Below are 25,122 nucleotides of genomic sequence, written 5' to 3'. Positions count from 1 at the left end.
CCCTCAGCCGAACAGACCGATTGTGTGGGAGGTACCCGTGGGTGACGGACCGCTCGAAGGACTCCGGGTGCTCGACATCTCGACGATCCTGGCCGGCCCCCTGTGCTGCCAGATCCTGGGCGACTTCGGCGCCGAGGTGGTCAAGGTCGAGCACCCGCAGGCCGGCGACAGCATGCGCGGGCACGGCAGCGCCAAGGACGGCCATCCACTGTGGTGGAAGGAGATCTCCCGCAACAAGCGCACGATCGGCCTCAAGCTCTCGGCGCCGGCCGGCGCGGATCTGCTGCTGCGCCTGGCCGAACAGGCCGACGTGCTGGTGGAGAACTTCCGGCCCGGCACGCTGGAACGCTGGGGCATCGGGCCGACCGAGCTGCACCGGGTCAACCCGCGCCTGGTGATCGTCCGGATCACCGGGTTCGGGCAGACCGGGCCGTACGCCGCCCGGGCCGGCTTCGGCACCTTGGCCGAGGCGATGAGCGGCTTCGCGCACCTGACCGGCGCGCCCGACGGACCGCCGACCCTGCCGGCGTTCGGGCTGGCCGACAGCATCTGCGGGATCGCCGCCTCGTCCGCGGTGATGATGGCGCTCTGGCGCCGCGACCGCCCCGGCGGGGCCGGCGGCGGGCAGGTCATCGACATGAACCTGCTCGAACCGATCATGACCGCCGTGGGACCGGGCCCGACCGTGTACGACCAGCTCGGCATCATCGGCCAGCGCAACGGCAACCGGTCGAGCAACAACGCGCCCCGCAACACGTACCGGACCAAGGACGGCGCCTGGGTCGCCGTGTCGACCAGCGCGCAGACCATCGCCGAACGGGTGCTCGAACTGGTCGGCCACCCCGAGGTGATCGACGAGCCGTGGTTCCGGACCGGCAGCGGACGGGCCGCGCACGCCGACGAACTCGACGCGTACGTCGGGGCCTGGATCGGCGAACGGACCCGCGACGAGGTGTCCGACGCCTTCGCGGCGGCCGGTGCGGCCGTAGCCCCGGTCTACACCGCCCGGGACATCGTCGAGGACCCGCACGTCCAGGCCACCGAGATGATCACCACGGTGGACGATCCGGACCTCGGGCCGATGCGGATGCACAACGTCATGTGGCGGATGTCGGACACCCCGGGCCGGATCAGGTTCACCGGCCGGAGTCCCGGCGCCGACACCGAAGCCCTGCTGGTCGACGAACTCGGCTGCGACCCGGCCGAGATCGCCGACCTACGCAGCCGCCAGATCGTCGCCTGACCGCAACCGTCGCCGACCGCGACAGGAACCCGATGGTCGCCACCGGCGACAGGAACCAGACCGTCGCCCCGGCGACAGGAACCAGACCGTCGCCCCGGCGACAAGGAACGCGAGGAACCGTGACCGCCACCAGCTCCACCACCACCGATCGCCTGCTCGCCGCCGTGCAGGAGGGGGTCGAGGTCTACGACCTCGGCCGGCGACTGTTCTTCGGCATGCCGCAGTCGCCGAACCACCCGGCGTTCCTGCTGACCCTGCCGCGCCGGCACGGGGACTCGGTACGCGCCGACGGCGGCTCGGCGGCCAACGACCTGCTGGTGATGGGCACCCACGTCGGTACGCACGTCGACGCCCTCGCCCACGTCTCGCAGGACGGCCGGCTGTACGGCGGCGCGGACGCGGCGGCGGCCGGTACCGGCGGCCGGTACGTCGAACTGGGGGCGCACACGATCGAGCCGATGGTCCGCCGGGGCGTACTGCTCGACGTGCCGGCCGCGCTGGGCCAGGACGTCAGCCCCGACGGGTACGAGATCACCCCCGACGACCTCGACGCCACGGTGGCCCGACAGGGCAGCCCGGTCGGTGCCGGCGACGTGGTGCTGATCCGGACCGGCTGGGGCCGGCACTTCGACGACCCGGACCGGACCCGGTACATCGGGCACGACTCCGGCGTACCCGGGGTGAGCGCGGCCGGGGCCCGCTGGCTCGCCGACCGGGAGGTGCACGCGGCCGGCGCGGACACCATCGCCTTCGAGCGGCTCGCCCCCGGCGCCGGGCACAGCTCCCTGCCGGCGCACCGGATCCTGCTGGTCGAACACGGCATCTATCTCATCGAGGCGATGGACCTGGAACCGATCGCCGCCGCCGGGGTGCACGAGTTCACCTTCATCATGGCGCCGTTGCCCCTGTTCGGGGCCACTGGTTCGCCGGTCCGGCCGCTCGCGGTGGTCTCCCATGGCTGAGCCGACGCTGGCCCGCCAACTCGCCGAGTTCGCCGCCGGCACCGGATACGACTCGCTGCCGGCCCCGGTCGTCGACAGCGTCCGGAAACGGATCCTGGACATCCTCGGGCTGTGCGTCGCGGCCGGACCACTGCCAACCAGCCAGGCCGCCCTGGCGTACGTCGCCGAGCAGGGCGGGCGCGGGCAGGCCCGGGTCATCGGCCTGGCCGAGGCGGTGCCGGCGCCGCTGGCCGCGTTCGGCAACGGGGTGCTGGCGCACTCGCTGGACTACGACGACACCCACCTGCCGTCGGTGCTGCACCCGAGCGCGGCGGTCGTACCGGCCGCGCTGGCCGCCGCCGAACTCGCCGGCGCGTCCGGTCAGGACACCGTCGCCGCGATCGCGGTGGGCCTGGAGGTCTGCGTCCGGCTCGGTATGGCCGGCTACGACCTCGAGGCCGGCAACTCGGTGTTCTTCGAGCACGGCCAACACGCCACCTCGATCTGCGGGGCGCTCGGCGGCGCGGCCGCGGCGGCCCGGCTGCTCGGGCTCGACGCGGCCGGCATCCTCGACTCGCTCGGCATCGCCGCCTCGATGGCGTCGGGCCTGATCGAGGCGAACCGCACCGGCGGCACCGTCAAGCGCATCCACTGTGGATGGTCGGCACATTCCGCGGTCAGCGCCGCACTGCTGGCCAGGCGCGGCATCACCGGACCGCCGACCGTACTGGAGGGCCGGTTCGGCTTCTTCGAGGCGTTCCTGCGCGGCGAGTACGACGCCACCGCGATCAGCCGTGGGCTGGGCACGCAGTGGGCCGTACCCGGGATCTTCTTCAAGCCCTATCCGGCGAACCACTTCACCCATGCCGGCATCGACGCGGCCGGCGCGCTGCGCGCCCGGGGGCTGGACGTCGACGACATCGAGACGATCACGCTCGGCGTGCCGACCGCGGTCATCCGCACCATCGGGCAGCCGATCGAGGTCAAGCGGGCGCCGGAGACCGGCTACCAGGCACAGTTCAGCGGTCCGTACACGGTCGTCGCCGGGCTGCTCGGTGGCGGCGGACTCGGGGTCGGGCTCGCCGACTTCACCGACGAACTGGCCCGCGACCCGTACCGCCGGGCCCTGATGGCCAAGGTCGAGGTGGTCGCCGACGAACGCTGCGACGCGATCTTCCCGAACCAGTTCCCGGCCGTGCTGCGGATCCGGACCCGGCAGGGCACGGACTGGACCGAGGAGATCCTGACCAACCGAGGGGGACCGGACCGGCCGCTGTCGGACGCGGAACTCGCGACCAAGTTCCGGGACAACGTCACCGGCCGGCTCCCCGCGGCGACCATCGCCGGAATCGAAGCGGAGGTCGCCCGGCTCGACCAGGCGACCGGAATCGACGTACTGATGGCTCTGGCCGCAGGCCCGGGCAACGATAAGGAGGAGACATCATGACGGCCCTGGACCTGTTGCTGCGCAATGTACGGGTGGTCCGGCACGACAGCGCCGAGACCGAGCTGACCGACATCGGCGTGGTCGACGGCCGGATCGAGCGGATCGCCGCCGGCATCGACCCGGCCAACGCGAAGTCCGTTGTGGACGGTGGCGGCAAGCTCGCCTTCCCCGGCGTGGTCGATGCCCACCAGCACTGGGGCATCTACAACCCACTGTCGGAGGACACCGCGTCGGAGAGCCGCGCGTCGGTGCAGGGCGGGGTGACCACCGCGCTGAACTACATGCGCACCGGGCAGTACTATCTGAACCGGGGTGGGGCGTACTCGGACTTCTTTCCCGAGGTGCTGGCCGCGTCGGCCGGCCGGGCGTACGTCGACTACGGCTTCCACCTGGCGCCGATGTCCCGCCAGCACATCACCGAACTCCCCGACCTGGTCGAGTCCGGTGTCACCTCGTTCAAGATCTTCATGTTCTACGGCAGCCACGGCCTGCACGGCCGCTCGACCGACCAGAACTCGTTCCTGATGATCCCCGAGGGCGAGCGGTACGACTACGCGCACTTCGAGTTCGTCATGCGCGGTGTGCAGGCGGTCCGCGAACGGTTCCCCGACCTCGCCGACCAGATCTCGCTGTCGCTGCACTGCGAGACCGCCGAGATCATGAGCGCGTACACAAAGATGGTCGAGGAGGACGGGACCCTGACTGGGCTGGCCGCGTACCACGCCTCCCGGCCGCCGCACTCCGAGGGACTGGCCGTGTCGATCGCCGCCTACCTGGCGCACGAGACCGGGCTGCCCAACATCAACCTGCTGCACCTGTCGTCGGCCAAGGCCGTCGACGCCGCGCTGCGGATGGCGAAGGCGTTCCCGCACATCAACTTCCGGCGCGAGGTCACCATCGGCCACCTGGTCGCCGACATCACCACCGCACACGGCCTCGGCGGCAAGGTCAACCCGCCGCTGCGTCCCCGCGAGGACGTCGAGGCACTGTGGACACACGTGCTGAACGGCGAGATCGACTGGGTGGTCAGCGACCATGCCTGCTGCCGCGACGAGCAGAAGTTCGGCACCCCACGCGACGACATCTTCATCGCCAAGTCCGGCTTCGGCGGCGCCGAATACCTGCTGCCCGGCCTGCTCACCGAAGCCGCCCAGCGCGGTCTGTCGCACCAGCGGGTCGCCCAGCTCACCTCGTGGAACCCGGCCCAGCGGTTCGGCCTGACCCGCAAGGGCGCGCTCGCCGAGGGCTACGACGCGGACCTCTGCCTGGTCGACGAGGGCAGCCCGTGGACGGTCCGGGCGCAGGACTCCGAGTCGACCCAGGAATACACCCCGTTCGAGGGCTTCAAGATGACCGCCCGGGTCACCGACACGTTCCTGCGCGGTCAGCAGGTGCTCGCCGCCGGCAAGGTCGTCGGCGACCCCGTCGGCCGGTACGTCTCCCGGTCGGACCGGTAGCCGCGATGGCCCCGGTCGCCCGCAGCTATCTGTACGTCCCGGCCGACCGGGAGAAGCTGCTCGCCAAGGCGCACCTGCGCGGCGCCGACGCCCTCATCCTCGACCTCGAGGACGCCGTCACCCCGGCGAACAAGGCGGTCGCCCGTACGTCGGCCGCCGCCCACCTGGCCGACCCGCGGCCCGGCCAACTCTGGGTACGGGTCAACAGCGACCGGGCGGCCGAGGACATCGCCGCGGTGGCCAGCCCGGCGCTGGCCGGTGTCTGGGTGCCGAAGGCCGAACCGGAACTGCTCGCCGCCGTCGACGTAGCGCTGGGCGCGGCGGAGCGGCGACTCGGGCTGCCCGACCGGACGTTCCAGGTGATCGCCCTGATCGAGACCGCGCGCGGGGTGCTCGACGTGGCCCGGGTGGCGACCTCTCCCCGGGTCCTGCGACTCGGGCTCGGCGAGGCCGACCTGGCCGGCGAACTCGGCCTGCAGCCCGGTCCGGACGGGGCGGAACTCGCACCGATCCGGTCCCAGGTGGTCGTCGCCTCGGCCGCGGCCGGGATCACCGCCCCGGTCGGCCCGGTCGAGACCGTACTCGGCGACGCGGTCCGGCTCGCGGCGAGCACCCGGGCTCTGCTGCGGCAGGGCTTCCGGGCCCGGACCGCCGTACACCCCGACCAGCTCGCCACCATCAACGAGGTGTTCACCCCGAGCGCCGCCGAGATCGAGGCGGCCCGGGGGGTGCTGGCCGCCCTGGCCGAGGCGGAACGCCAGGGCACCGGCATCGCCACCCAGGCAAACGGCCAGATGCTCGACCGCGCCGTGGTTCGCGCCGCCGCCGAGGTACTCGACCGGGCGGCCCGGATGGGTGACCATCCCGGCCCGCCGTCGTAGTTCCGAACTGTCGGTCAGACGGGGTAGAGGATCTTCACCCCGTTAAGGTTCAGCGCCGATACGGAGCTAAAGCCGGCGAAGCCGGCATGATCCAGTCAAGTTTGTTGATCGGCGTGCTGGATTTGGTGTGGGTGTTGTGTTTCAGGTCGCCAGTCCTGCCTGCCTGGTGAGGCGGTCGAGGGCGGTGTTGTAGGCGCGGGCCGCCGCGTGGAGTGGTGATCGGGTTGGCGGGTCGGGGTCGGTCAGTTGCGCGGTGGCGGGGCGGATGAGTCGGTCGTGCAGCCGGGTCAGCAGCATGGCGTGGTCCAGGCCGGTGTCGGTGACCTGGTAGCGGTGGCGGTCCGTATACCGGCCAGGATCGTGCGGTGGTGCTGCGACGAGCCGTGCTGGCCGTCAAGGCAGGACGGGAGCCGCAGTGACTGACCGGGATACGGCTGTCCGCGCCGTGTACAAGAGCGTGCGTATCGCCGGTCAGTTGACGTATTACCGCAACCGGGTCGACGAGTACACCCGTGCGAATCAACAGGCCATCATCGTGCGTAACACGCTGCTCGGCTTGGCCCCATGGCGGGAGCGGTCAGTCAGTTCGCGGACGGAGGCGGCCGGACCGCAGCCGGCCTGGTTGCTGCTTTGCTGGCTTCCCTCGCGGGTTCGGTGACCGCATTCGAGGCGCTCATCGGTTTCGCCCCGACAGCGAAGTTGTACGTCGACGCCGCGGTCAGCCTGGAGGAGGCATGCCTGCGTTGGGACACCGGCGATGACCTCGCCACCGACGTCGAGCGAATCGAGCAGGTCTTCCCTGCCGAGGCCGGCCAGTGGGGGCAGCTGACGATCCCCTCCGCCTCGACCGTCCCGGCGTCGACAGCAGCATCTGACACCCGAGACGACGGCGCCGTCGAATCTCCGCACGGCCTCTGCGGGCTACGCCGAGCATGCACTGACACAAGATGATCTTTCGCTTGGTCACGGTCCGGCCGTACCTCTGTTTGGGTGAAACGTGGGCATGGGAACGTGGTGGGTGCCGCGATGGTTCTCGGCGCCGCGGCGCTGTGGGGAACGATTGGTCCGGCGCAGACGTTGGCGGCGAGCGGCATCGGCATGGCCGCTCTGGCCGGGTGGCGACATGCGGTAGGCGGCATCTGTCTGGTGGTTCTCGGGTTCTGCCGTTCGAAGATCTCTCCATCGCCGGCAAGACGACGGTCGTGGGTCCTGCTGCTGGTGGCGGGGGTAGCGAGCGCCGCGTACCAATTCAGCTTCATGTCGTCGGTGTCACACAGCGGAGCCGCAATGGGCACCGTCGTAGCCATCAGCGCAGTCCCCCTGTTCACCGGCATCGCCGGCCGCGTGCTGGACGGTGAGCGGCTGAGCGCGTTGTGGTGCAGCGGCACCGTCGGCGCAGTGGGGGGCTGCGTGGTTCTACTGCGACCCGAGACCGGGCTGGTGGACGTGGTGGGTCTTTGCTGGGGCGGCCTTGCCGGCATCACCTTCGCGGCATACACCACAGCGATGAAACGGCTGTCGGCGCGCACCCCATCGCTGATCATGGCCACCGCCGGCAGCATGGCAGCCGGCGCGCTCGTACTGGCGCCGTGGATCCACATGGACATCGCCATGGTGGTGGACGTCCGCACCGGATTACTCGTCGTGTGGTTGGGTCTCGCCGCGACAGCCGTTCCGTACCTGTTGTACGCACGAGGTTTGCGCACCGTCAAGTCCGGTACGGCCGGTGCCCTTACGCTCGCGGAGCCGTTGACCGCGGCGTTGTTGAGCGTCGCGCTGCTCGGCGAGCGGATCGCCATGGCGCAGGTCGCCGGTTGTCTGATCATCCTCAGCGGGATGCTCGCCATCGTGGTCGATGCGCGGAGACGAACGGCCGTGGCCCAACCGACTGGTCGCGGAATGGCCATCGGTGATTCCGTAACGATGGAACTGCCGTTGATGCCTTTCGCGTCCCCGGCGCTTGGCACCACCGCCACTGTGGAGATCCCGGTCATTCGCAGGGCGCCGGCCCGCATCGAGAATCCGCAAGCCGGGCCGGCCGCAACTCCGGTCGAGGTTCCGCTTCCTGGTGCCAGGTTGAGCACGACTGGAAACGCATGGCGGCATGATCAACCTGACGGCCGACCGGCTCGAGGCGCTGACAGCGCCGGTCAGCCCCGCGTTCCGTGACTTCCATTGACCCGCCGAAATCCGTCAGGCGGGGACCTCGCTTGGTTGCTGGGCCGCCTCGGCGGGCTCCACGTCGGCGATCTTGCCCAGCCGGCTGGGCCACCACATGTGCCGTCCGATGTCGAGGTTCAGCGCGGTGACCAGGACCGCCCGGACGATGATCGTGTCAAGCAGGACGCCGAACGCCACCGCAAAGCCGATCTCGGCGAAGGCGGTCAGCGGGAGGGTGGCCAGCACCGCGAAGGTGCCAGCGAGGACGAGACCTGCGGACGTGATCACGCCACCGGTCGCGGCGAGGCCGATGAGTGCGGCGCGCCGGGTGCCGTACCTCGCGGTTTCCTCGCGTACCCGGGTCATCAGGAAGATGTTGTAGTCGATGCCCAGTGCGACGAGGAACACGAACACGAACAGTGGCAACGACGTGTCGGCGCCGCCGAAGCCGAAAATGTGCCGGAAGACCAGCGCGCTCGCGCCCAGGGCGGCACCGAACGACAGCACTACCGTCGCTACCAGCACCAACGGCGCGACGACGGCTCGCAGCAGCAGCGCCAGGATGACGAGGACCACGACGAGCACGATCGGGATGATGAGGTTGCGGTCGTATCGGGCTGCCCGCTGCAGGTCGAGGTTGATCGCGGTGTTGCCGCCGACCTGAGCGTCCGCGCCGGGCACGGCGTGCACGCGGTCGCGTACCCGGTCGACCGTGTCGTAGGCCGCCGGGCTGTCGGCCGCGGCGTTGAGGGTGCCCACGACATAGGCGAGGCCACCCTTGGCGACGGGTTCGCTGACCGACGCCGGGTCGATGCCCTCAGTCGACGCGAGCGCCGCCTTCACCGCGGGGCCTTGCTCCGCCTTGCTGATTACGACGACCGGGTTGCCCGCACCGGCCGGGAAGTGCCGGGCGAGCACTTCCTCGCCCACGATCGAGTCCGGGTTGCCACGGAACGATTCCTTCTGGGTCAGCCCGGTAGCATCGAGCTGGACGAGGCCGATCGCCATGACGGCCAGTGCCAGGCCGGTGGCGACCCAGGTGATTCGGGGGCGGTTGGCTATCCGCTTGCCGATGTTGGCCCACAACCCGGTGGTGGTGGGCTCCGCGGAGCCGAACCGGGGCCGCACCGGCCAGAAGATCCAGCGGCCGACCGTCACGAGCATGGCCGGGAGCAGGGTCAGCATGACCGCGAGCCCAACCAGGACACCGATCGCGGCGACCGGGCCGAGGCCCTTGGTGGAGTTGGTCTCAGCGAAGAGCAGGCATAGCATGCCGATCACGACGGTGCCGGCGCTCGCGATGATCGCCGGGCCGGCGCGGTGCAGCGCCACCGCCATGGCCTCATGCCGGTCTGAGTGGCGCCGCAGCTCCTCGCGGTACCGCGCCACGAGCAGCAGCGCGTAGTCCGTGCCCGCGCCGAACACGAGCACGGTCAGGATGCCCGCACTCTGCGCGTTGACGGTGAGGCCGGCGTTCTTCGCCAGCAGGTAGATGACCGCCTGGGCGGCCGTCAGCGCGACGCCGGCGGAGACGACGGGCAGCAGCCACAGCCCGGGACTGCGGTAGGTGAGCAACAGGATCACCACGACCACACCGATCGTGGCGAACAGCAGCCTGCCGTCAATGCCAGCGAAGGCCTCGCTGGAGTCCGCCGCGCTGCCAGCGGGCCCCGTGACGTGCACCGACAGCCCGCTGGCGCCGGCCTTCGCGACGTCCTTCATCGAGGTGACAATATCGCCCGCCTTGTCCCACCCCTCAGGGCCGAGATTGAGCGGGACGATGATCTGCGCCGCCTGACCGTCGCCGGAGAAGATCGGGCCGCCGACCTGACCGTCGACTTCGGCCATCTGGCCGAACCTGTGCGCATCGGACACTGTCTGCGCCCGGTCGGTCTCGGTCAGTCCGGAAGACCGCTGGTAGACGACAACGGCCGGGATCGTGTCGGCCGACGCGAACGCCGCCTGCCGGTCGAGCACCTGAGTCGACTCCGCGCTACCCGGCAGCCAGGACTTGGCCTCATTGTCCTCGACGCTGGTGAGCTTGCCGGCAAGCGGCCCAGCCACCGCGACGAGAGCCAGCCAGAACACGATGATGAGGTACTTCGTCTTGCGTCCTGTGATCAAGCTCGCGACCGACCTGGCCATGATCCCCCCGTTTGGACGTCCAATCCCCGATGGACCAGGTTATGTTCCCGTCTACCCAAGCGTCCCGACATCGGCAGTACGCACCGACACCACTGCCCAAAACCCCTAGGGGCCGACACCCTCCGGCCGCTCCCGAACCGAGGTGCCACCTGTCGGATTCGGTGAACGTCTGCTCGCCGCGCACGCAGGGGGTGATCCGACGCTCGCGTCCAGGCCGCCGGCGGTGCCGACCTGCTCCCCGCGCACGCGGGGGTGATCCTCAGCCGGTGGGCGGATGGTGAGGCGTGCTCCTCTGCTCCCCGCGCACGCGGGGTGATCCCACGCTGTCCCGTGGCATGAGCGGGTTCGTCGTCTGCTCCCCGCGCACGCGGCGGTGATCCGGCCGGCGGCAACGAGGGTGACCCATGGTGCGAGCGCGATTGTGTCTTCGTGCGGTTCGGCGTCGAGGTCGGGGGCCTCCAGTGCGCCGGTCGTTGGTCGTTCGTCGTCGATGGGTGATCGCCAGTCGCAGACGGAGTGCCTGCGGCGCCGGTTGTAGAAGTCGGTGATCCAGGTGGCGATTTTCAGGCGCGCCTCGGCACGGCTACGGAACTGGCGGCGGTGGACGTACTCGACCTTGATGGTGGAGAAGGTCGCCTCGGCGACGGCGTTGTCGAAGCATCCGACGCGGCCCATCGACTGGCGCACCTTCCAACGGGCGCAGGCCCGGGCGAAGTCAGCCGAGGTGTACTCGCTGCCCCTGTCGCTGTGGAAGATCACCCCCGCGTGATGAGCACACTCGGACAAGACCTGCTGGCGCCGCCACGCCAATCGACCGACAATCAGACTGAACCGTCGGACTTGTGGCGGGGCCGCCTGCGTTAAGGAGGCGTCGCGCGTGCCGATCAAATTCGCTTCCTGGTCACGCACAAAAGATCTGGACCTGCATGTGCTGAGGGGCCAGACGGGGCCGGACCTGAGCGCCAGCCACCTGGCCTTCAGGAGGATGGACGACACCATCGTCTGGGCCCGGCAATACCTGGTTGATCCGACGAACGCCCACGATGTGAGCCTGACGTTCAGGCCGTTGATCCAGGGCGTGCTGACGGGCGACAGCTTCCGCGGCGCCGGAGTCCGGGTCAACAGGATCACCGGCGTCGTCCGGGTCGAAGACCTCCTGCCTCCGCTCCACCTGCGCAACTTCATCGTGGTGGCCGACGTCACCAACAACGCCGACGGCACGCAGTATCACCTGCCCATCCGCTTCCACATTCACGAGTCGGTCGCCCAGGTCTGGCTGACCCCGCCCAGCCTGACCATCCGCCCTGACGGTGCGAACCGTCCGGACGAGACCGACTACAAGTTTTCGGTTCGGGCTCGGTTCGACGACGGGGTGGTGGGCGACCTGACCGAAAGCCACGGTGTCACCTGGGGACCGGATGCCAACATCCACGCGGGCACCGGGCGGATCTTCCTCACCCTCTTCGATTCCCCTCCGGATACGATCACCCTCACCGCCACCCTGCCGGCCGCTTTGGGCGGCGGCTCGGCGAGCGGAGACGTCCATCTGGTTGAGCCCTGGAACAGCACCAACTTCGCCAGCATCGTGCCGGGCGGGGGCTGGCCGGGCTTTATCAACCCCGCCGTCGTCCCGAACTTCCTGTTCATTGGCGACGGCTTCACCCCCGCTGATTCCGGCACCTTCGAGCAACTTGCCGTCTCTCTCGTTCACCGCTTCAAGACCAGCCACCTAACCACCCCGTTCGACCTGCTCGCGACCTCGATGAATTTCTGGCAGGTCTTCGTACCCTCCAGCATGCGCGGCATCTCGATTCGCTGCGAGGTGTACACGACGGGTGTGGACGAGAAGCGGCGAGGCTTCATGGTCCCCAACCCGGAGAGACCGCCCGACGCCGGGGAATGGCGCCTGGAGCACCTCATCTACGCGGCCGGTCTGCCGGTCTCGACCGACCTACCCTCCAACACGGCCCGGACCAACGCGGACATCAAGACCGACTGGACCGCCTTGTATCACCCCGATCCCGCTCCGCACGCCACCGACTCACTGATCAACCGCTGGCGCCAGCTGGGCAACCGCAGCCTGGTGGAGGAGAAGGACACAACCCTGGGCATGGCGTACGGGAACCCGCCGCGCGTCAACAGCGAGAGCGACGACGAGTTCATCGCCTTCCACCCCTACCGCCTGGACCGCGACCGGCTGGATCGCTTCCTCACAACCCTGCGCGGCGACCAGGGCCACGACCTGACGGCTCTGTGGGCCGCCAGCCAGGACGGCAACCGGCCCACCAACTACGACTACGTCTTTGTCCTCTCAAGCTGCAAATGGGATCGCGGCATAAACCACGACGGCTATATCGCTATGAATGTCGAGGACTCCGCAGAGCTGCGCGGCCTGTCCATTGTCAGCGGAACGGGTGCCTACCACTGGGACCCGCCCAGCATCCCGAACTCCGTCAGCGGCCTGCGCAGTGGCCGGGCGTTGCATGAGATCGCCCACTCCTATGGGCTGGGCGATGAATATGCCCTCGCGGAGGACGCTTTCACCGGCTCGGCAGCCGACCTGGACAGGTACGGCAACCTTCAGGTGGAGACCGACGCCCAGACCGGCGGCCAGCTCGACGGCGAACAGATCAAGTGGAACTGGCTTCGGGCCCGCAAGGGGGCCCTGGTGCGCGACCTGGTCACGTCGACCGGCGCGAACCGCTGGACTGTGAAGCTCCAGCCCGGGCAGGGCGCACAGTTCGCCGTTGGCGACAAGGTCGTCCTGCGCAAGCGCGACTACCCCAATCCGCTCAGGAAGAACCCTATCGAGACCGTCTTGAGGGCGCCGGACGGCCGGACCACCGTCCTAGAGATCGACGAGCCGCGCTCGGCCGACGAGGTGACCGTGGTCGGCGCGATCAACCCGGACCTGACGTTCCTCGAGGGCGACGTGCTCTACATGCCGGCGCTCGCGCCCGACTCGGTCCGCTCAGAGACCTATCCGTTTGCGGGACTCGTGGCCAAGAACATCAAGGATTTCATCACCGCCAACCATAGGCCGCTCACCCCCGACCCGTGCGACCCGGCCGAGGCCATGAAAGCGGTGCAGGACCCGATCCTGAACGGGGTCAACCTGCCCATCTGCTTCAGCGAGAAGCCCCGCATCGTCGGCCTGTACCACGGGGGAGGCACCAAGTCCTGCGGCATCTTCCATCCGGCTGGCACCTGCATGATGCACGGCACGGCGTTAGACAGCCTAGAGTTCTGCGCCGTCTGCCGCTATGTCCTGGTGGAGATCATCGATCCCTTCAAACACTTCCAGATCGACCTCCAGTACGACGACTTCTACCCGCTGCGATGAGCGACAACGCCAGCACCCTCGAGCTGATCGCCCGCCACCTGACCCTGGCGCTCAGGCCGCTTCACCAGGCGGTCTCCGGCCCCGACGCCTTCAAACAGTTCATGCTGCGGCTGGGCTGGGGGGTCACGTCCCTGCCGCCCGAATACACCGCCCTGGGCGCGCGGGTCGAAGCGGCCGTGCAGACCCTGGAGGCCCTGGCCGACGAGCCCTCCCCCGAGGAGGCGCTGGCGCTGTTGGGCCAGGTCAAAGATGTGTACGACGCGATCCAGTCCCTCTCGGTCGCGCCGGCCGGGGTCGACGCCGCGACGTTCCTGGCCGAGATCGGCGAGCGACTGTTCGAGTTGCTGTGGACGGAGTACCTGGCCACCAGCCTCCCCGCGGCTTACAACCTGTTCCAGGCCATGGACGTGATCCAGCTTGAAAGCGTCCCCTCGAGCTCGGGCCGCCCGGCCTTCATGCGGGCCCATTTCAGATGGGACCGGATCCCGCAGATCGCCGCCGATCCGCTCTCGCTGATCAAGGGCGTCTACGGCTGGGGCACCTCCGACTTGAACTACATCCGCATCCTCGAGCACTCGGCCGAGTTGCTGGTCGCCTTCCGCCTGCCGGCCGCTCTGCGCAATGCCGAGGAGGAGTTGACCCGCGAGTACAGCGGCATCTTCGACGACCCGCTCCATGGGACGAACGTCGTGTTGCGGCTCCCCTTCTACTACCTCACAATCGCCGGGACCCGCCGGGAATTTGCCTTCGTCATGCGGGAGCTTCCGGCCGCGGGGGCCAGCCTGCCGGGCCTGGTGATCGAGCCGGACGTGCCCTCCGAGCTGCCGCTGACCCTGCGGCTGGCCCAGGACCTGGACCTGAAGATCCGCGCCGGCAGCGACATCGCCTCCCGCTTTGGCATCCTGGTCCGCCCGGACGGGATCAGCGTCAAGTACCCCTTCATGCCGGGGCAGGAGCTTCCGCGCGCCGGCTTCGGCCTCTCCTTCGATTTCCACCCTCCGAGCAGCGTTCTCCTGCTGGGCTCGGCGGGCGCCACCCGCCTCGAGGTGTCGGGCGCGGAGGCTGGCCTGCAGGCGAACTACCTCTCGGGTCAGCTTGAGCTGATCATGGCGGCAGACGTCCGCGGCCTGGCGCTGGTGCTGGCGGCCGGCGAAGGGGACAGCTTCGTACGCGACCTGCTGGGGGACGGCGAGAAGCGGGTGGACATCCCGCTCGGCGTGGAGTGGTCGAGCACCCGCGGCCTCCACTTCAAGGGCGGGGGCGGATTCGAGGTCGAGCTTCCCTCTCACCTGGAGCTCGGCCCGATCCTGGTCGAAGCCGTGCAGATCCGGCTCTACCTTCCGCCCGACGCCGGGCCGCGCCTGCGGACCCGGCTCGGCGCCAACCTGACCGGCCAGCTCGGGCCGCTGACTGCCACCGTCCAGGGCATCGGCATCCAGTTGGAACTGCTCTTTGAGGACGGTAACGCCGGCCCATTTGACGTGGGGGTCGGCCTCCAATCGCCCGACGGGGTGGGGCTGGCGATCAGCGGCGGCGGGTTCACCGGCGGCGGCTTCCTCCGGTTCGACGTCGAGAAGGGCGAGTACTCCGGGCTGCTCGAGCTGGAATTCCAGGGCACCCTGGCGCTCAAGGCAGTCGGCCTGCTGAACACCATCCTGCCTGGCGGCCAGCCCGGCTTCTCGCTCATTGTCATCATCACGGCCGAGTTCCCACCCGTCCAGCTCGGCTTCGGGTTCACGCTGACGGGAGTGGGCGGGCTGCTGGGGTTCAACCGCTCAGTAATGGTCGAGCGCCTCCGCAGCGGGTTGCGGGACGGCACCCTCGACTCGATCCTGTTCCCCGAGGACGTGGTCGCCAACGCCAACCGCATCCTGTCGGACGTGCGGCAGGTCTTCCCCCCCACGCCCGGCCGGTTCGTCCTCGGCCCGATGGCGCGCATCGAGTGGGGCACGCCCACCCTGATCACGATCGACCTGGGGCTGATCGTCGAGCTGCCCAACCCGGTCCGTTTGCTGATCCTCGGCATCGTGCGCATGGTCCTCCCCGACGAGAAGGCCCGCATCCTCCAGCTGCAGGTCAACTTCCTGGGCGTGATCGACTTCGAGGCCGGGACACTCGCCTTCGACGCGTCGATCTTCGATTCACGCCTGCTGACCTTCCCCCTGTCCGGCGACATGGCGGTGCGCCTGAAGTGGTTCGGGGACGCCAACTTCCTGCTCACGGTGGGCGGCTTCCACCCGCTCTATCAGCCCCCGCCCCTCGACCTGCCCCAGATTCGGCGCATCACCCTGCAGCTGCTTGACGCCGACAACCCGCGCCTCACCCTGGAGACGTATTTCGCCCTGACCTCGAACACCGTCCAGTTCGGTGCCCGGCTGGAGTTGTACGCCGCGGCTGGCTCGTTCAGCGTCTACGGCTTCCTGTCGTTCGACGTCCTGTTCCAGTTCAACCCCTTCTACTTCATCGCCGACATCGGCGCCATGCTGGCGCTGCGGGCGGGCTCGTCCACCATCGCCTCCATCTCGCTCGCGTTCACCCTGGAAGGGCCCACCCCTTGGCACGCCCACGGCAAGGCGACCCTGAAGATCTGTTGGTTCCTCTCCATCACGGTGCGCTTCGACCGCACCTGGGGCGAACAGCGCGACACGCGGCTCGACGACATCGCCGTATTGCCGCTGCTGCGGGCCGCCCTGTCCGACCCGGGCAACTGGCAGGCGTCGCTGGCGCCCGACAAGAACCTGATGGTGACCCTCAAGCAGATCGATCCGGGCGGCCCCCCGGTGGTCTCGCCAGCCGGCGTGCTGACGATCTCGCAGAAGGTCGTCCCCCTCAACGTCGAGGTCCAGAAGTTCGGGGCACAGACGCCAGCCGACGCCACCCGCTTCCGCATCCAGGAAGTGACCGTCGGACCGGCGGGCGACGCGGCGTCGCTGGAGACGGCGGTGGCCAGCGAAGACTTTGCCCCGGCTCAGTTCTTCGAGCGTTCGGATACCCAGAAGCTGACCGGCAAGTCGTTCGAGAAATACGACGCCGGGGTCCGCATCCAGGCCTCTGAGGAACTGAAATCGGACTACGCGGCGCTCCGACTGGTGGAGTACGAGCTGTTCTACAAGGACGACCAGCGCGCCCTGGCGCCCTGGTTCGACCTGTTCCAGGTCGAACCGCTGTCATTCGAGGCCTGGTCGGTGGGTGGCGCCGTGGCCAGGTCGCCCCTCTCGCATGCCAGGAAGGCCAAGCCCGCCGACGCCCCCGGCGAAGTCAATCTCCGGCAGGAAGAGTTCGCGGTGGTCTTCGCGCGTGACCTGAGCCCGGTGCCCACCGCAGCTTTCCACGCTTCCGAGGCCGCGGCGAATGCCCTGCTGGAGCAGATGCTGCGCCAGCAGCCGGGCCTGGCCAACGAGATCCTGGTCGTCCCCGCCTTCGAGGTGAACCGGTCATGAGCGACCCGATCGCCGCCTACACGTTCCTACCCTGGCTGCGCCAGGGAATCGCCGCGCAGATTCGACAGCCCGATACGCTGGGTCCTGGCGGGCCCGCCGAACGCGCCGAGGTGCGCATCTCCCTCAACGTCAACAACCAGGCCGATTTCGCCACCAACGACGTTCTCCTTCTCGGCCCCGGCGACGTCATCGGAATCCACCCACAGGCAGTGGTCCGGACAGAGCCGCGCAACTGGGTCACCGATTACGAGCCGAACTACCTGACCGCCATCGACTTCTACGACGAGGACTTCCCCTGGCGGTACACCCCGGCCAGTGCAGTGCGAGTCGACGCGGCCGGTGGCCCGGTGACCGACAACGGCCAGAGCAAGCTGCGCCCGTGGATCTTCCTGCTCGCCTTGGATGAGACCGAATTCACCGAAGGTCGGCCGCCAGGCGCGCCGCTGGAGGGCATCACACTAACCGGCGACCCGAACGCGGTGTTCCCTCCGCCGGACCAGGCCTGGGCATGGGCGCACGTCCACGTCTCCCGCGACATCACCAATGCGGGGGCCAACACCCCGCAGCAGACCGTCGTCGCTCTCAAGAGCCTGGTGCACGCCAACCCCGATTCCGCCCTGTCGCGGCTGGTCTGCCCGCGCAAGCTCAAGGAGGATACGGCCTACCACGCCTTCGTGATCCCGGCCTTCGAGATCGGGCGGCTGGCCGGCTTGGCGCTGCCCACCGTCGGGCAGGATGCCCTTGCCCCTTCATGGGGGAACGGGCAGACCGAGTATCCGGTCTACTACCGCTGGTTCTTCCGCACCGCCAGGCGCGGCGACTTCGAGTACCTCGTCAACCTGCTCGAGCCGCGCCGCGTGGACGAGCGGGTGGGCATCCGGGATATGGATATGCAGGCCCCGGGCTTCGGCGTGCCCGGCATGCGAGACGCGCCGGGCGATTCGGCCGTCATGGGGCTTGAAGGCGCGCTGAAGAGCCCGCAGGCCCGAACCCGCCCGGCCGAGTGGCCGCCTGCACCCCACCCCGCTTTCCTGGCTGAGTTGGCCGCCAGGGTGAACCTGCAGGAAGACGCGCTCCAGCCCCCGGCCGATGGCGGAGAGCACCCCGACCCGGTCATCAGCCCGCCGCTGTACGGGCGCTGGCACGCCCTGCAGAGCCACCTGCACGTCGATGACCCCGGCTGGGCCAACGAACTCAACCGGGATCCGCGCCTGCGCGTTCCGGCCGGCCTCGGCACCCAGGTGATCCAGGCCAACCAGGAAGACTACATGCAGAAGGCCTGGCAGCAGCTCGGCGACGTGCTGGCCGCCAACCAGAAGATCCGCCAGTTCCAGGTCTCGATAACGGCGGGCGCCAGCGCACTCGAACGCTTCTTGAAGCCCCTTGGTCGGGACCAGAAGCTGGCGGTGACCGCCCAGGTCCACCGCCGGGTTCTGGGAAGCCCGACGACCGTCGCCCGTCAGGTGGAAGAGAGCCGCCTGCCGGCCGCCTCCCTCGACCCTGCCTTTCGCCGGATGACGCGGCCGCGCGGCGCACTGATGCGCAAGGCCTTTCCCCGGCAGCGTGGCAGGCCGGGCGCCATGCTTTCGCGCATGAACACCCCCGGCGGAATCACCGCGGCCCCGCCCAAGCGGGCGCCGGAGAAGGAGATCCTGCTCGAGGGCGTAGCCCGATCCCTGCTGCCGTTCCCGCTGCCCGGCTGGCTTCGCGCGGTGTTGCTGTGGAAACCGCTGCGCGCGGCGATGGTGACGGCGGCTGTGCTGCTGCTCCTGTTCTCTGTCGTCACCCTCGGGCTCGGGCTGCCGGTAACCCTGCTGGGACTCGCAGCGCTCGGCGTGATCGAGTATGTGCGCGGCCGCCTGGAAGCCGCCACGCGCCTCGGCAACCAGAACCGCGCGGTCGCGGCCGTGCAGGCGATCCCACCCCGGCCCGGGTTCGTGCTCACCGAACCGGGCAACCGGTTGCCTCCGGGCATCGGCCGCAGCGGCTCGTCCGACAGCCCCGAAGCCGCTCGCTTCCGCCAGGCGCTGGTCGACGTGGACGCGCGATTCGAGACCCCGCTGCCGGTCAAGACCATCGGCCCGCCGCTCGACTTCGACCGCGCGGCGGCCGTCGTGGAGCAGGCCCTCAATCCGGTCACGGCGATCCCGCGCCGGGCCTTGAACCTGATTGCCATCCCGCCGACCTTCACGTATCTCAAGCCGACCGGCACCCTCGTGCCGGTCATGGCTCACCCCGTGCTCAACGAGCCGATGTACCGGCCGCTGCGCGATCTCTCCAGCGAGCTGCTCATCCCGAACCTGCACCTGATCCCCAACAACACCATCACGCTGCTGGAGACCAACCCGCGCTTCATCGAGGCGTACGTCGTTGGCCTGAACCACGAGTTCGCCCACGAGCTGCTGTGGCGCGAGTATCCGACCGACCTGCGCCCGAGCAGCTTCCTGCTGTTCTGGGAGCCGGCCGAAAGGGCCAGCCGCGACAGGCGGGTGGATCCCGCGACCCGCGCCCGGCAGTTGCGCGACTTCAAGCCACTGCACGAGTGGGGACCATCCACCGACCTGGGAACGCACGAGAACAAGCCACTGCCCACCGGGAGCGAGCCGGGCGAGTCGCGCCTGGTGCTGGTGATCCGCGGCGACCTGCTCAAGCGCTATCCGAGCGCCATCCTCTACGCCCAGAAGGCGAAGTGGGTCGAAGACCCCGACGATCCCGTCCTGCCCCGGCGGATGATCCGGGTGTTGGACGAGAGCGACCCCGATGCGAACCTCCTGGAGCCGATCTTCAAGGCCGAGGTCCTGCCCGACCTGCGCTTCATCGGGTTCGACCTAACGGCCTCACAGGCCAAGGGGTCGATCGAGCCGGAAGACGGCGACCCCGGCTGGTTCTTCGCGATCCAGGAGCGGCCCGGCGAGCCGCGCTTCGGGCTCGATATCCACGACACGACGCCGCCCGCCCCGACCCGATGGACGGACCTGTCATGGAACCACCTGGGTGACCCCGCGCAGATCGGCCTCATCGATCTGACCACCGTCCCGACCACCAACATCACGACCGTCCCCGACGACGCCATCCAGTGGGGCGTCAACGCGGCCGACATGGCGTACATCCTCTACCAGGTGCCGGTGATGGTGGCCGTGCACGCGGAGCGGATGCTGGTATGACTGATCTCGGCGAGCTTCGACAGGGCGCCGCGGCCGCCCGGCAGGCGCTGGCCAGCGCCGAAGAGAACCTGGCCGAACTGCGCCGGCGGCTGCGTGGCGGGCAGAACCGGCTCGAGCACGTCCTGCGTCGGGGCCAAGCCGGCGAGCAGGAGGCGCGAGCCATTCAGGCCGAGCTCGAGCGGCTGCAAGCCGCCCGGGCTGACGGCGAGCGGGCCGCCGCAGCGGCGAAGGAGGAATTCCATCGCCTCTGGCAGTCGATCCCCGAGTCCCCCTGGGACCTGGTCGAGCAGCTCCCCGACGACCTGCCGTTCCTGCTCCTGCCGGTGCGGGTCGAGGCGCGCTTCATGCCGGGCGCGGCGGGCAGGGAACTGTGGGTGCGCATCTTCCCCGACGACATCGCGGTGCACACCCACGAGAAGGAGCTGACCGCCGCGGAGGTGAACGACGGCCATGCCTTCTGGCGCGAGATGTGGACGGCCTCGCGTGAGACGGACCAACCTACCCGGCAGGCGCTCGAGCAGGGAGCATGGGCGAAGCTGGCCCGCTCGTCGGACAGCCGTCGGGCGGCCTGGATCGCGGCCCAGACCCGTCCCGCCACGCTGGACGTGTCCTCGGCCGAGGACCTGAGCTTCCCGGCCGTCGACCCGCAGAGCCTCAAGTCGGAGAGCTGGAGCCGGGCGCCGTGCTCAACCGTCATGCCCGACCGATTCGTGGTGATGGGTTACATCGGGGGCGAGCGAGTCTTCCGGCAGGCCGGCGCGCCGGTGCCCGACCCGCTCGTCCTCGGTCCCGACCCGCTCCGGTTGGAGGTCGAATATCGGCAGACGGGCGGCGAGCTCCAGACGGGCGCGGACTTTGCCTGGGTCGGCGATTTCGATCAGGCGGTCGCGAAGGGCATGGGCCTGCGAATCCCGCTTGATGCGACCGCCGCAGAGCGCGGGTTGGACCGCCTGCTCGTGCTCGGCCTACGGCTGTCGTCCGACGCGGTCGCCGGCCAAGACCTGGTGGAGGAGCTGTTCGACAACCACCACTACGCCGCCGACGGAATGAGCCTGCTGCCGCAGGGGACGCCCACCAACAACGCCGACGGGAAAGGTTCCGGCTTTTCGAGCGCAGGCCCCGACCCGGCCGAGAGCTTCGCCCTCGAGGTCGGCCCGCCCGCTTTCGAGCCGACCGGTCAGCCACACGAGAAGACGGACGCCCAGCGGCTGGACGGCGCCGCGGGGCGCGACCTGTGCGAGGCCCGGCGGTTCAACACCGCCCTCTTCCCGGCCACGCTTGGCTATTACCTAGAGGAGATGCTGGACCTGGACCTGGGCCTCATCGCCCGCGTACGGGATTTCTTCACCGGCTACGTCACCGGGCGCGGCCCGCTGCCGGCGGTGCGGGTGGGTAGCCAGCCCTATGGGGTGCTCCTGAGCTCCGATTTTTCCGCCTGGCAGTGGTCCGAGCGCGAGTTGGGCCGCCAGCCTGGATTCCTGAACGGGATGCTCGGGGTGATCCGCCGCTTGCAGGAGACCTGGCGGCAGCTAGCCGCGGGCGCTTCCCGAATCGGCGCAACCGCCGACCCGGATCAGGACTTCTTGCGCGCCCTGGGCCTGAACGCGGCCTCGATCGAGTTCTATCGTCGGCACGCGACCGGGAAAGAGACGATCTGGAACTTCTACGCCTTCACCCCTGGCAGGTTCTACGGCCCGGCCCTCATGGAGAACATCCGCCGCCAGGCCCTGGCGCTGCTGCAGGAACTGGGGCTGCCCCTCGACCCGCCGCCGCGACTGTTCGACCTGGCCTTCTTCGTGGACCACGACCAGATCCTCGACCCGCTGGTGGACGACGTCGCCGCGGACGAGACCGAGAAGCTGTCGGAGACGAAGCTGCTCAAGAAGGCTTATCGCATCCCCGACCCCGCGAACCCGGATGGCTTCACCGAAAGCAGTTACCTGGGCTGGCTTGCCCACAGCGCCTATGACGACCTGAAGCAGCAGCGCCTTCGACACCTGTCCGGCGAAGACCAGCCGGTGCCCCGCCCCCTGCTCTACCGCCTGCTGCGCTCTGCGCTGCTGCTCTCGGTCCACGATGCGGCGACGCGCCTGTACGCCCGGTTCGACGTGCTTCCCCTCACCGCCCGCCGGGAGGTCGAGATCGCGAACGTCACGCAGGACCGGACGGTCACCCGGTGGGAGCTGTTGGACGCCGAGGTCGGCCATGTCCTGCCTGCCCTGTCGCAGGCCAACCTGCCGGTGGGCGCCTGGCTGTTGACCCCCGACGGTCACGGTCAGCCCGAAGCCCTCACCATCGAGGCCGTGCGCGCCGCGCTCGCGGACCTGGTGGACCTGCCGACCGCGCGCCTGGAGCGAATCCTCGTCGAGCACCTGGACCTGTGCTCGTACCGGCTGGACGCCTGGCAGATGGGCTTCTTCTCCCGCCGTCTGGAGTTGCAGCGCTTCGTTTCGGGGAACGAGGGCCCCGGCGACGGCGAAGCCCCGCCCGATTCGCTGCGCCGCACGGGTCTCTATCTGGGCGCCTTCGGCTGGCTGGAGGACCTGCGCCCGGGCCCGTCTCAGCAGAAGGCCGACACCACCGGAATCCCGGTCACCCTGTACGACCCGACGAGTGACGGCGACCTGTTCGAGCAGCCCGACAATGGCGGCTTCATCCACGCGCCGTCGCTCAACCACGCCGTGGCGGCGGCGGTACTGCGCGGCGCCTACCTCACCCATTTCGACCCGGCCCGCCCGGAGACGATGGCGGTCAACCTGTCTTCGGATCGGGTGCGGACCGCGCTGTCCTTCATCGAAGGGGTCCGCAACGGCCAGGAGCTTGGCGCGCTGCTGGGCTACCAGTTCGAGCGCGGCCTGCATGATCGGTATGACGACCCATCCCTCAACCAGTACCTCCCCCTCTTCCGGGCTCAGTACCCGCTGCTGGCCGACAAGATCACGCCTGACGAGAGCGGCAGCCCCATCGAGACCAAGGAATCTCGCAATGTGCTGGACGGTTACGCCCTGGTCGAAGCCGCCTTCCTACGGGCCACCCCGGTGGCCTATCCATACGGCGTCGAGGGCCTGCCCGCCGACCCAACCTCGCCACACGCGGTCGCCGTCCAGGCCGAGGTCGCCCGCCTGGCCGACAGCCTCGACGCCATCGCCGACCTCCTCCTGGCGGAAGGCGTCTTCCAGTTGACCGAGGGCAACTTCGAACGGGCCGCGGCCTCGATCAAGACTCTCGCCGAGGGCGGGCTGCCGCCCGAACCCGAGATCGCCCGAACCCCGCGCAGCGGCCTCGCTATCACCCAGCGCGTAGCGCTGCACCTGCCGGGCGAAACGGGACCTGGGTCCTGGCCGGGGGCACCAACCGAGCGGGCGCGGGTCGAACCGGGCCTGAACCGCTGGCTGGGCGAGCACCTCCCCGCGCCCGACCGCATCGTCGTTAAGGCGAGTTGGGAGGGACACCCTCCGCACGAGCAGAGCTTGGCCGGCTTGGGGCTCCAGCCCATCGACCTGGTCCTGCTGGCGGGGGATGAGATTTTGAGCCAGGAGACGGAACTGGAGAAGCGCCTGGCCTCCGCCATCCGCGTGGACCAGCACGACGACGACCTGCAGGTCACGTTCGAGTTCATGGCCGAGCCTGCCGATCCGGCAAGCGTCAACCTGTTCCCACTTCTGCCGCTGCTGCGCCGCCTGCGGAACCTGGTCACCACCGCCCGCCCGCTCTCGGCCCTCGATTTCCACCTGCCCTCCGAAGCGAACACCAACCCGGCGGAGAACCTCAACCCTCAGGGCTACGACCTGGACGAGCTCGATGGCCGTCTGCAGACGGCCATCGGTCGGTTCGACACGGCCTTGGCAGACCTGGCCGCCGCCATCCCCGTGGACGGCAACGGGGACCCGGTGGTGGGCGCCATCGTCGCGGAAACCGTGCGAGGCTTCATCCTGGCTCTGGCACGTTTCGGCCTGCCCGACGCCGTACCGCTCAGCGCGGTGGGCGACTCGGACCGCGCCCGCCAGACCCTGGGCGACCAGGGACTGCGTCTGCTGAAGATCGGCCATGCGAGGCTGGTGCTGGCGACTGCGGCGCGGACCTCCGCGGCCGACGCCAGCCGACCGGCCAGCGAACGCCTCGCCGACTACCGCCAAGCCGCACAGGAGCTCTTCGGGCCGTCGTTCAACCTTGTGCCGCGCTTCTCGCTCAGCGCGCTGAGCGAGGTCCAGGCCGCCGCCGCCTTCCGCGATGCGCCGCCCGACCAAGGCCTGACCCGGTTCCATCACGAGAACCCCCTGCTCGTCGACGAATGGCTACAAGGGGTGGCCCGGGCCCGCCAAAGCATGGGCGACCTCGAGCAGGTCCTCATCCTCAGCGAGCTGTTCGCAACCCCGGGCGGCATCCTCAAGCCGCTGCAGCTTCCCTTCCGCGCCGGAGACCATTGGGTGGCGGTCGAGTTTCCTCCCGTCCGGCCGGAGCAGATCGGCCAGCCAGGAGTGTTCTACCCGCAAGGCGAGTTCGTGTCGCTCGTGCAGTGCCTGCCGGCGAGCGGCTTCGACCCGGCCGCCCAGCAGAGCGGCCTTCTCGTCGACGAATGGAGCGAGGTGATACCCGGCAAGGTCGAGACCACCGGCATCGCCGTGCATTACAACCAGCCCAGCACCGAGCCGCCGCAGGTCCTGCTGCTTGCCGTCACGCCACAGATCACCGGACAGTGGACGTGGGGCAAGCTGGAGGGAATCCTCAACGACACCCTGGAGCGCGTGAGACAGCGGGCCGTCGAGCCGGACCAACTCGGGAGCACTGCGCTTGGCCACCTGTTGCCGGCGGTGCTCTCGGCCGTCACCACCCGCCGCTTCGCCACCATCTCCACCGATCTGACCCACCAGACGGCGATCCGGGAATAGCCGGGCACATCT

15 protein-coding genes are annotated in these 25,122 nt (G+C 69.3%); 12 read left to right on the top strand and 3 right to left on the bottom strand.

Going from position 1 to position 25,122, the window contains the following annotated elements:
• Window positions 1–37: 37 nt before the first annotated feature.
• The 5 genes from ABZV00_RS13870 to ABZV00_RS13850 all read left to right on the top strand — a co-directional run bounded on the left by ABZV00_RS13870 (window position 38) and on the right by ABZV00_RS13850 (window position 5,969).
• On the top strand, window positions 38–1,243 hold the full coding sequence (locus ABZV00_RS13870; protein ID WP_328415135.1) for a CoA transferase: 1,206 nt from the start codon (window positions 38–40) through the stop codon (window positions 1,241–1,243).
• A 119-nt stretch (window positions 1,244–1,362) separates the two neighbouring features.
• The gene (locus ABZV00_RS13865; protein ID WP_328415133.1) at window positions 1,363–2,205 is read left to right on the top strand and encodes a cyclase family protein; all 843 of its coding nucleotides are present in this window, start codon (window positions 1,363–1,365) and stop codon (window positions 2,203–2,205) included.
• Window positions 2,198–3,631 (top strand): MmgE/PrpD family protein, encoded by a 1,434-nt coding sequence (locus tag ABZV00_RS13860; protein WP_328415131.1) that lies wholly within the window; start codon window positions 2,198–2,200, stop codon window positions 3,629–3,631. The genes ABZV00_RS13865 and ABZV00_RS13860 overlap by 8 nt, the downstream gene beginning before the upstream one ends.
• Window positions 3,628–5,088 (top strand): dihydroorotase family protein, encoded by a 1,461-nt coding sequence (locus tag ABZV00_RS13855; RefSeq protein ID WP_355605509.1) that lies wholly within the window; start codon window positions 3,628–3,630, stop codon window positions 5,086–5,088. Before ABZV00_RS13860 ends, ABZV00_RS13855 begins: the two co-directional genes overlap by 4 nt.
• A gap of 5 nt (window positions 5,089–5,093) precedes the next feature.
• A complete protein-coding gene (locus ABZV00_RS13850; protein WP_355605506.1) occupies window positions 5,094–5,969 on the top strand; it encodes a CoA ester lyase in 876 nt (291 codons plus the stop codon).
• Between the two features lie 141 nt (window positions 5,970–6,110).
• Here the strand turns inward: ABZV00_RS13850 and ABZV00_RS13845 are convergent, their stop codons facing one another.
• Window positions 6,111–6,266 carry a hypothetical protein gene (locus tag ABZV00_RS13845; RefSeq protein ID WP_355605503.1) on the bottom strand — a complete coding sequence of 52 codons (156 nt, stop codon included), beginning with the start codon at window positions 6,264–6,266 and terminating at the stop codon, window positions 6,111–6,113.
• Between the two features lie 118 nt (window positions 6,267–6,384).
• Here ABZV00_RS13845 and ABZV00_RS13840 point away from each other — a divergent pair, with 118 nt between their 5' ends.
• The 3 genes from ABZV00_RS13840 (at window position 6,385) to ABZV00_RS13830 (ending at window position 8,138) form a co-directional block, all read left to right on the top strand.
• Window positions 6,385–6,627 carry a hypothetical protein gene (locus ABZV00_RS13840; protein WP_355605500.1) on the top strand — a complete coding sequence of 81 codons (243 nt, stop codon included), beginning with the start codon at window positions 6,385–6,387 and terminating at the stop codon, window positions 6,625–6,627.
• Window positions 6,624–6,920, top strand: a complete 297-nt coding sequence (locus ABZV00_RS13835; protein WP_355605497.1) for a hypothetical protein — start codon at window positions 6,624–6,626, stop codon at window positions 6,918–6,920. The genes ABZV00_RS13840 and ABZV00_RS13835 overlap by 4 nt, the downstream gene beginning before the upstream one ends.
• Window positions 6,921–6,995: 75 nt before the next feature.
• Window positions 6,996–8,138, top strand: a complete 1,143-nt coding sequence (locus tag ABZV00_RS13830; protein ID WP_355605495.1) for an EamA family transporter — start codon at window positions 6,996–6,998, stop codon at window positions 8,136–8,138.
• Between the two features lie 24 nt (window positions 8,139–8,162).
• On the opposite strand, the gene ABZV00_RS13825 is transcribed toward ABZV00_RS13830, so the two are convergent.
• A complete protein-coding gene (locus ABZV00_RS13825; RefSeq protein ID WP_355605492.1) occupies window positions 8,163–10,274 on the bottom strand; it encodes an MMPL family transporter in 2,112 nt (703 codons plus the stop codon).
• Window positions 10,275–10,379: 105 nt separating this feature from the next.
• Window positions 10,380–10,949 carry an integrase core domain-containing protein gene (locus ABZV00_RS13820; protein WP_355605490.1) on the bottom strand — a complete coding sequence of 190 codons (570 nt, stop codon included), beginning with the start codon at window positions 10,947–10,949 and terminating at the stop codon, window positions 10,380–10,382.
• Between the two features lie 202 nt (window positions 10,950–11,151).
• Between ABZV00_RS13820 and ABZV00_RS13815 the strand changes: the two genes are divergently transcribed.
• From ABZV00_RS13815 to ABZV00_RS13800, 4 genes are read left to right on the top strand one after another with little or no spacing between them, the layout of a single operon-like run.
• Window positions 11,152–13,617 carry a hypothetical protein gene (locus ABZV00_RS13815; RefSeq protein WP_355605488.1) on the top strand — a complete coding sequence of 822 codons (2,466 nt, stop codon included), beginning with the start codon at window positions 11,152–11,154 and terminating at the stop codon, window positions 13,615–13,617.
• Window positions 13,614–17,057, top strand: a complete 3,444-nt coding sequence (locus tag ABZV00_RS13810; protein WP_355605486.1) for a DUF6603 domain-containing protein — start codon at window positions 13,614–13,616, stop codon at window positions 17,055–17,057. The genes ABZV00_RS13815 and ABZV00_RS13810 overlap by 4 nt, the downstream gene beginning before the upstream one ends.
• Complete coding sequence (locus ABZV00_RS13805; RefSeq protein ID WP_355605483.1) at window positions 17,054–20,221, top strand: hypothetical protein; 3,168 nt, start codon at window positions 17,054–17,056, stop codon at window positions 20,219–20,221. The genes ABZV00_RS13810 and ABZV00_RS13805 overlap by 4 nt, the downstream gene beginning before the upstream one ends.
• Entirely contained in the window at window positions 20,218–25,110 is a 4,893-nt protein-coding gene (locus ABZV00_RS13800; protein WP_355605480.1) for a hypothetical protein, read from the top strand. Before ABZV00_RS13805 ends, ABZV00_RS13800 begins: the two co-directional genes overlap by 4 nt.
• Window positions 25,111–25,122: the final 12 nt, after the last annotated feature.

This window comes from Micromonospora sp. NPDC005173 (assembly GCF_040608515.1).
Classification (GTDB): domain Bacteria; phylum Actinomycetota; class Actinomycetes; order Mycobacteriales; family Micromonosporaceae; genus Micromonospora.
The sequence above is the reverse complement of the archived record's forward strand: the minus strand, read 5'-3'. Positions and strand labels throughout refer to the sequence as shown.

Coding starts and splice junctions, on each gene's coding strand:
- ABZV00_RS13855 (WP_355605509.1), top strand. CDS start 3,628: ATGACGGCCCTGGACCTGTTGCTGCGCAATGTACGGGTGGTCCGGCAC.
- ABZV00_RS13830 (WP_355605495.1), top strand. CDS start 6,996: ATGGTTCTCGGCGCCGCGGCGCTGTGGGGAACGATTGGTCCGGCGCAG.
- ABZV00_RS13800 (WP_355605480.1), top strand. CDS start 20,218: ATGACTGATCTCGGCGAGCTTCGACAGGGCGCCGCGGCCGCCCGGCAG.
- ABZV00_RS13860 (WP_328415131.1), top strand. CDS start 2,198: ATGGCTGAGCCGACGCTGGCCCGCCAACTCGCCGAGTTCGCCGCCGGC.
- ABZV00_RS13805 (WP_355605483.1), top strand. CDS start 17,054: ATGAGCGACCCGATCGCCGCCTACACGTTCCTACCCTGGCTGCGCCAG.
- ABZV00_RS13845 (WP_355605503.1), bottom strand. CDS start 6,266: ATGCTGCTGACCCGGCTGCACGACCGACTCATCCGCCCCGCCACCGCG.
- ABZV00_RS13825 (WP_355605492.1), bottom strand. CDS start 10,274: ATGGCCAGGTCGGTCGCGAGCTTGATCACAGGACGCAAGACGAAGTAC.
- ABZV00_RS13820 (WP_355605490.1), bottom strand. CDS start 10,949: ATGGGCCGCGTCGGATGCTTCGACAACGCCGTCGCCGAGGCGACCTTC.
- ABZV00_RS13850 (WP_355605506.1), top strand. CDS start 5,094: ATGGCCCCGGTCGCCCGCAGCTATCTGTACGTCCCGGCCGACCGGGAG.
- ABZV00_RS13810 (WP_355605486.1), top strand. CDS start 13,614: ATGAGCGACAACGCCAGCACCCTCGAGCTGATCGCCCGCCACCTGACC.